The organism is Ruegeria sp. Alg231-54, assembly GCF_900143525.1.
GTDB lineage: Bacteria > Pseudomonadota > Alphaproteobacteria > Rhodobacterales > Rhodobacteraceae > Ruegeria.
Genome location: NZ_FREZ01000033.1, coordinates 1 through 7,837, shown reverse-complemented (window position 1 = coordinate 7,837; position 7,837 = coordinate 1). Strand labels below are relative to the sequence as shown.

Genomic DNA, 7,837 nt, shown 5'->3' with positions numbered 1-7,837 from the left:
GCGCTTGGTCACATAACTTTCCAGCACCTCGCCTTCGTGATCCACAGCCCGCCATAGGTAGTGCGTCTCGCCATTGATCTTCACGAAGACCTCGTCCAGATGCCACTGCCAGTTCGAATAAGATCGCATCCGATTGACCCTGTTTCTGCGGATCTCTGCCGCGAATATCGGGCCAAATCTGTTCCACCAATAACGCACAGTTTCGTGGCTGATCTCGATGCCGCGCTCGTGCAAAAGATCTTCAACATTGCGAAGCGAAAGCGGAAACCGAACATACATCATGACGGCCAGACGAATGATCTCGGGGCTCGTCTTGAAGTAGCGAAAAGGGCTGCGTCTTGTCATCCTGCGACGCTAAGTGCTCGCCCTGCCCGCCTCAATAAGTTTCTTCTGACAGTGCCCTTGAAAGAGGTAGGTTCGTTCATTCTCAATGACTACGCAACCACCCTGCCCCGCTCAAGCCAAGTTCCTCTGACAAGACTTTCAAAAGGGCCAGTTTAGTAAATGTTGGCCTTATCCTTTGGCATACCAACCGTTGTCGACATAAGTCGCGTTGCCGTTGATAAAGCTGGCTTCATCAGAGGCAAGGAACACAACCGCCGCTGCCACCTCCTCAGGATGGCAGATGCGCCCTTGTGTAGCAGCCATCCCCGAGTCTTCCCACTCCTGCCCGGCCGCATCCAGTTCCGCTATCTCTTTCAGTCCATGGGCGGTTTCGACAAAGCCCGGGCAGATCGCGTTACAGCGGATGCCAGCGTCGCGATATTCGGTTGAGATCGTGCGAGCGAGTTGCAGAACTGCGCCTTTGGACATGCAGTAAACAGATTCCAGCGCATAGCCCAGTTCAGCCGCAATGGACGAGGTGATGACGATTGATCCGCCACCATTTGCGCTCATGTCCTGAACCGCACGGCGACAAGTCAGAAAGGCGGACTTCACGTTTACATCCATCAGCCAGTCATATTCTTCCTCGCTGGTTTCATGCATCGCTTTGACGATGATTGTGCCTGCGTGGTTGAACAGCACATTGTAGGGACCAAAGGTTTCCATTGCGGCATCAAAGGCCGCGTTGATTTCCGAGTCCTTGGTAACATCGGCATGAAAGAAAGCCGCTTCACCGCCTTTTTTGCGGATCATGTCGACTGTCTTTTGACCCTCTTCGTCCTGAATATCAAAGATGCTGACCTTGGCGCCTTCCTCGGCGAACATCAAGGCGGTGGCCCGCCCCATTCCTGTGGCACCGCCAGTAATGACAGCGATTTTTTCAGCCAGCCGGCCATTTGGTGTTTTCAAACTCTTGGTCATTGTGGTGTCTCCGGACAGGTTTTCAGATGCATTCCCCGCCGTCGATGACCAACGCGTGTCCGGTCATGAACGTCGACATGTCAGAGGCAAGGAACAGGATTGCATCAGCCATTTCTTCAGTCGTGCCCCATCGCCCCATTGGGATGGTTTGTGAGACATACCCCTCAAGCTTTTCCCGGCCACCCATCTGCTTTTCGAACCCAGCATTGAAAGGCGTGTCGATAAAGCCCGGGCAAAGCGCATTGAAACGCACGTTGTGCTTGGCGTAGTCGGCCGCCATCTGGCGGGTCATCGCCACAACCGCGTGCTTGGTGGTTGCATAGGCGATCATCTCGCGATCATATTGTACACCTGAATTAGACGATGTGATGATGATGCTGCCGCCACCTTGATTTCGCATATGACCAACCGCAGACCGCGCCGCGACAAAATGCGAGCGAACATTCAGCCGCCAGGACATATCCATTCCATCGACAGGCACGTCCTCAAGGTTGCCTTCGATTTGATACCCGGCATGCGAATGCAGCACATCAAGACGCCCATACTTGCTCACGACCCGGTTTATTTCTGCAAAGACCGCCTCGTCATTCGTGACGTCGAGACCGGCCGAGGTTGCCTTGAGTCCCTGGGTTTCCAGTTCCGCCACAACAGAGGCGGCCTTGTCCGCATCGAGATCGGTCACAACCACGAGCGCACCGTGGCGAGCCATTGCCATGGCTCCTGCCTTGCCGATGCCTGACCCAGCGCCTGTGACCAGGACAACTTTGCCCTCGAGCACTGGGAACGATCTGGCCTCGTGAGGTTTTGCGACAAAGTTCATCTGGATTTTCGCCCTCCACGTTGAAGTAACAACTGTGCCGAAATCAGCAGGAGCAGAGAAACGCCCATCACCATCGTCCCAATCGCGTTGATTTCAGGCGTCACGCCGCGACGGATGGATGAGAACACATAGATCGGCAAAGTGGTTTCGGAGCCGGCCACAAAAAACGCGATGATGAAGTCATCAAAGCTGAAAGTGAAACTGAGCAGAAAACCTGCCAGGATCGCCGGGAAGATCATCGGCAGGGTCACCTGCCGGAACGTGCCCATTGGCGTGGCATAAAGATCCGAAGACGCCTCGGTCAGCGCGCGGTCCATGCCTGCAAGCCGGGCACGGACGATGATCACCACCAGCGCCATCAGGAACATCGTGTGGGCGGCAATCAGAGATCCAATGCCCATGCGCAGTTTTGGCGGGTTGAAGCCTTCCGGCCAGATCGCTGCAATCAGCGGGTTCAACTGGTCAAACACCGTCACTAACCCGATCAGTGTGGCAATACCGATCACAATGCCTGGGATCATCACCGCGACGTAGATCAGCATATCAAAAGCTACTCTCACCGGACCACGGATTCCTTGCAGCGCCACCGCCGCCATAGTTCCAAAGACACTGGCAAACAGCGCCGAACAAAAGGCCACGGTCAAGCTGGTCTCCAGCGCATCCATCACGAACGGATTAGACAACGCTTTACCATACCACTTGGTCGAAAACCCCTGAAGCTGACTGGCATGTCGCCCGGCATTGAAGCTGAAAAGCGCGATCACCCCAATCGGGATGTAAAGAAACAGGTAAACGCAGATTGCATAAAATCTCATCGGCCCACCTCACATAATAGACACGTCTTCTCGGCTTGCGCCGAGGCGACTGATCAGCCGCATGTAAATCGTGACAGTGATAAGCATGATCACCACGAGCGTGACAGCCACCGCCGAGCCATAGGCCCAGTTTCGGGATTGCAGGAACAGATCAACCAGCGCATTGCCGACAAAGAACACTTTGCCGCCACCCAAGAGCGCAGGGATCAGGTATTCACCCATCAATAGGATAAAGACGAGCATACATCCGGTTGCAATACCGGGGATCGAAAGAGGCAGCGTTACTTGCAGGAATGTTTTCCACGGCTTCGCGCCCAGATCCGACGAGGCTTCGAGCAGCCGTTTATCCAGCTTGTCGAGGCTGACAAAGATCGGAAACACCATCAGCGGCAAGTAGCCGTATATAATGCCCACCAGCACCGCAAACGGCGTGTTGATAAGGCGCAGGCCTTCGATACCAACCCATTCAAGAAGCGCGGGAATGCCACGCCCACCAAGCAGGAATATCCATGCGTAGCTACGTATCAGGATCGAAGTCCAGAATGGCACGATCACCAATACCAGCAGGATGGTTTTCCACCTCGGATTCGCCTTTACAGCCAAAAAATAGGCCAGAGGATAAGCTATAATCAGAGCCGACAAAGTGCCTATGGGCGCCAGTGTCATAGTGTTTTTGAACGCAGCCCAGCGTGCCGGTAGATTGGCATATTGCTCAAAAGTTAGAGCGAGCACAACGCCACCGGACGGTGCTCGCTCTCCAAAGCTAAAGATGAAAACAACAGTCAGCGGGACAATCAGCATCACAAGAAACCAAGTTCCAGCTGGTGCCAATAACAGCCAATTGCGTGTGCGTTGCGTCATGTAGTTTTCACCTTGGTACGGATCAGGCCGATTTGAACCGTGCCATCAGCTCGGCACGGTTTGGATCGGTCAGAGTCACTGCCGCGCCAAACTCGAGTGGGCTAAGCAGCTCTTGGGCCGGGAAGATGATCGGATCAGATTTCAGGTCATCTGGCAGTTTGTCATATGTTCTTGAATCTGCCGTCGGATAGCCATGCGCCAGTACTTCTTTGACGTTCACGTTTGGATCCAGCATGAAGTTGATCAATGCATAGGCTGCCGCTTTGCGCTCGGAGCTCTTGGGAATTGCCCAGTAGTCACTCCAGATTTCGCCGCCCTCTTTGCCAAGTACGTACGCGATCTCAGGCATATCGCTGTTGAGCTGTTTTCCGTCGCCCGACCAGCAGATGGTCAACCAGGCGTCGCCATTTCGCATGCCCGGCTGATAGTCCGAAGTGATCGCAAACAGGTGAGGCTTCACGTCGATCAGCAGTTTCTCGGCATCCGCCAGCTCTTTTTCATCAACCGAGTTGAAAGAATAACCAAAGGCGTTGAGAGCGCTGCCAATGGTGGTCAGCTGATAGTCATGTACGATGGTACGGCCAGAGAATTTGTCCATTGTGATGTCAAAGAACTCTCTCCACGACGAGATCGCATTTCCACCGTTGTGCTTGGTGTTGATCGCCATGCCGGTCGATCCCCAGTTTTTAGGAACACCGTAAAGCTTACCGTTTACTGAGCCAGCCTCGGCGTAACGCGCATCAAAAGCCGACGGGTCATAATTTGGCAACTGCGATATATCCAGGGGTTCGATCAGATCCTCTTTGACATAATCTTCGAACGTATAGTTGGTCGGTACATAGACGTCCCAACCGGTGGCACCCGCCTGCAACTTGGCCAGCATTTCTTCGTTCGAGCCAAACACGTTGACCTGTACATGTGCGCCAGTCGCATCGGTGAAGGCATCAAAGTTGGCCGGTTCGTGATAGTTCGGCCATGTGGCCAGAACCACTCGGTCACCGATGTCGCCGGCAAATGCAGGCTGCGGTCGCAGGCCGGGCACGGACGCCCCCATCACCGCCGCCGCCGCTCCAAGGCCGGTCACATTCAGGAAATGGCGCCGTGTGATCGAGCCCTTTCGGTAGCTTTCCAGCTTGTCCATGAGTTCCTTCTTGGAGATATGGTCGATGTTCTTAGTCATTGTCTTTCCTCCCTGTTAATTTGGTCTTTGCTAATTTCGGTCGAGAATGAGCGCGGCAGTCGCCTCCCAAGACACCGTAGCAGTGTCGCCAACAGCAAAGGCGCCCTCGGTCAGGTCTGCCTGGCGCGGAGCAAGCACAAGAAAATCTCCAAGCGTTTGGTGACTGACCAGATATTCGGTGTGCTCACCCAGGAAAATCCGGTTGTGAACTTTAACCTCAACACCATCCCCTTGATGACTCAGCTTCATCTGTTCGGGACGTACGCTAATGCAAACATCCTGGTGATCGACAAGACCGTCGCCGGCCATCCCCTGCACCTGCATCCCATTGTCAAGAAGCACAGTAGACAACCCCTCAGGCGAACCCTGCAGTGTGCCATCGAAAAAGTTGGACGTTCCCACAAAATCAGCGACATATCGGGAATTGGGGCGGTCATACAACTCTTGTGGGCTACCGATCTGGACAATCCGTCCATCGCGCATGATGCAGATGCGATCGCTCATCGACAAGGCTTCTTCCTGATCGTGCGTGACCAACACAAAGGTGATCCCCAACTGGCGCTGCAAGTCTTGCAGTTCGATCTGCATTTCTTTTCGCAGCTTGCGATCCAGCGCTGCCATGGGCTCATCAAGCAGCAAAAGTTTGGGCTCATTGATAATGGCGCGGGCCAAAGCGACCCGTTGCTGTTGACCACCGGACATTTCCCAGATCTTGCGATCGTCGAAACCGCCCAACCGAACCACTTCCAGCGCTCTGCTGACGCGCTCTGCAATCTGGGGCTTGGGAATACGCGGACGAACCTGACGAAGCCCGTACCCAATGTTTTGGGTCACGGTCATGTGCGGAAACAGCGCATACTGCTGGAACACCATGTTGACCGGGCGGTTGTGCGCATCCAAATCGTTGACAACATCACCATCGAGAAGAACCTGTCCCTCACTGGGAGCTTCGAAACCGGCCAGCATTCGTAATGCAGTGGTCTTGCCACAGCCTGATGGCCCAAGAAAAGATAGGAACTCGCCTTCGCCGATCGACAAGTTTAAGTCACTTGCAGCAAGCACATCGCCAAAGCTTTTTGACACACCGCGCAACTCTGCGACTACTTTCCGATCCGCCGGAAGAGTGACCTCTGTATATGCCTCAATTGCCATTTATCTCTATCTTTTTTCGATTTGATATCTACCATCCAGATTGGGAAAACTGTAAAAAAATTTGAATATACTGTATATACCATGATTTTAGTATATCAATCTGGGTAGGGAGTTGCCGTGCGAAAACTGATCGATGCAACAGGGGCATTGATTGATGCCATAGGGACCGAAAATTTTGCCCTAACCCTATCGGAGATGCTGCAAGGCATTGCCCCTTTTGATTACACCGTGATTTTTGGTTATCTCGGAGCCGCACGTCCAATGGACCTGTTTGACGATTTTCCAAAAGGCAAGCGTAAGGTCTTCGTCGAGGATTATCAGGAAGGTCCCTACCTTCTTGACCCATTCTACTTGGCCTGCGGAAACAAGATCGATCAAGGGCTGTACCGAATCAAAGACCTGGCACCAGACAGGTTTTTCCAGGGCGAGTATTTTCGCAGTTACTATGCTCGTACTGGGCTGGCCGAGGAAATCGGATACTTCATCGAAATGCCGGGGGATGCTACGGTTGTTGTCTCACTGATGCGGGCTGAAAAGGCCTTTTCAGCGAAAGACTTCAGGCAGCTAGGTGACTTCTGGCCAGTGGTGCGCGCGGTTTGCCAACGGCATTGGGACGACCTCGCGGTAAGTTTCGGAGTCGACGCGCAGGCCAAATCCGACGCCAGCATTCACCAGAGCATAGAATTGGCCTTTATCAACTTTGGCCAAGGTGTCCTGACCCCGAGAGAGCGCCAGGTAGTTGAGTTTACACTCAAGGGTCACTCGGCCGATGCTGTGGGCCGGATACTGGAGATTTCACCTGGTACAGTTCGAATTCATCGCCGAAACGTGTACTCCAAACTTCAGATCAGATCTCAAGGCGAATTATTCTCTAAATTCATCGATGCCCTAGTTTCGGCGAGTGACCATTAGGGGCGCCTTACGGACCGACGAGAGCTGCGTAGCACCAATGTCCCTGGATGACATCAGAATTCGTAGTAAGAACCTGGAACGCCGCTGTATTAACTATACCTCAATTGGTGCTGCCAGACGAATTCGAACCAGTCTCAGACTGCCGTGGAAACCATGAACCTATCCCGAACAAAGTTGACGCCACTCGGTAGGAGCGGCGGTGCGTGTCAGCTTGAGTGTATCTCTGCTAGCAAGCGATCTTTCCTGGTTGAAGTTGTTGTAGACGGAGTGAGCAGCCTCATCTGACTGGTCCAAGTTGATTGTTAGTGCATGATCGGCCTGTGATCCATCGGGATGATGGTTTCGGGCGCTGGCGGGCGATAGCCCAGAGCACTGTGGGGGCGTTTTGTGTTGTAGTGTCTCCTCCATTGTTCGATCAGGATTTGTGCTTCGCGCAAACTGTAGAAGATCTCACCGTTGAGCAACTCGTCCCTGAACCTGCCATTGAAACTTTCACAGTATCCGTTCTCCCACGGGCTCCCAGGTTCAATGTAAGCCGTCTGGGCGCCAACTGCGGTGATCCAGTCTCGGACGGCCTGGGCGATGAATTCTGGCCCATTGTCTGAACGTATGAAGCGGGGTGCACCCCGCAGTATGAACAGATCCGTCAGGGCATCGATCACATCGACCGAGTTCAGCTTGCGCTTCACTCTAATCGCTAGGCACTCCCGGCTGTGCTCATCAAGGATGTTCAGCGTCCGAAAAGCTTTGCCATCGTCAGTTCGACAATGAACGAAGTCATAGCTCCATACA

9 protein-coding genes are annotated in these 7,837 nt (G+C 53.6%); 1 reads left to right on the top strand and 8 read right to left on the bottom strand.

Annotated elements, in window-relative coordinates:
- The 7 genes from DHN12_RS24270 to DHN12_RS24240 form a co-directional block, all read right to left on the bottom strand.
- Positions 1-345 (bottom strand): DDE-type integrase/transposase/recombinase (locus tag DHN12_RS24270; RefSeq protein ID WP_159090220.1); only part of this gene is annotated, 345 nt, incomplete at its 3' end.
- Between the two features lie 168 nt (positions 346-513).
- On the bottom strand, positions 514-1,305 hold the full coding sequence (locus DHN12_RS24265) for an SDR family NAD(P)-dependent oxidoreductase (protein WP_108862492.1): 792 nt from the start codon (positions 1,303-1,305) through the stop codon (positions 514-516).
- A gap of 22 nt (positions 1,306-1,327) precedes the next feature.
- Entirely contained in the window at positions 1,328-2,125 is a 798-nt protein-coding gene (locus tag DHN12_RS24260) for an SDR family NAD(P)-dependent oxidoreductase (RefSeq protein ID WP_108862491.1), read from the bottom strand.
- On the bottom strand, positions 2,122-2,940 hold the full coding sequence (locus DHN12_RS24255; RefSeq protein WP_108862490.1) for an ABC transporter permease: 819 nt from the start codon (positions 2,938-2,940) through the stop codon (positions 2,122-2,124). The genes DHN12_RS24260 and DHN12_RS24255 overlap by 4 nt, the downstream gene beginning before the upstream one ends.
- A gap of 9 nt (positions 2,941-2,949) precedes the next feature.
- Positions 2,950-3,801: an ABC transporter permease gene (locus tag DHN12_RS24250; protein WP_108862489.1), complete on the bottom strand. Its 852-nt coding sequence runs from the start codon at positions 3,799-3,801 to the stop codon at positions 2,950-2,952.
- Positions 3,802-3,823: 22 nt separating this feature from the next.
- A complete protein-coding gene (locus DHN12_RS24245; protein WP_108862488.1) occupies positions 3,824-4,981 on the bottom strand; it encodes a PotD/PotF family extracellular solute-binding protein in 1,158 nt (385 codons plus the stop codon).
- Positions 4,982-5,011: 30 nt separating this feature from the next.
- The gene (locus tag DHN12_RS24240; RefSeq protein ID WP_108862487.1) at positions 5,012-6,133 is read right to left on the bottom strand and encodes an ABC transporter ATP-binding protein; all 1,122 of its coding nucleotides are present in this window, start codon (positions 6,131-6,133) and stop codon (positions 5,012-5,014) included.
- A gap of 117 nt (positions 6,134-6,250) precedes the next feature.
- Between DHN12_RS24240 and DHN12_RS24235 the strand changes: the two genes are divergently transcribed.
- Entirely contained in the window at positions 6,251-7,045 is a 795-nt protein-coding gene (locus tag DHN12_RS24235; protein WP_234416786.1) for a helix-turn-helix transcriptional regulator, read from the top strand.
- A gap of 302 nt (positions 7,046-7,347) precedes the next feature.
- Here the strand turns inward: DHN12_RS24235 and DHN12_RS24225 are convergent.
- Positions 7,348-7,837, bottom strand: a 490-nt coding sequence (locus tag DHN12_RS24225; protein ID WP_108862486.1) for an IS3 family transposase, incomplete at its 5' end; no start/stop codon positions are given.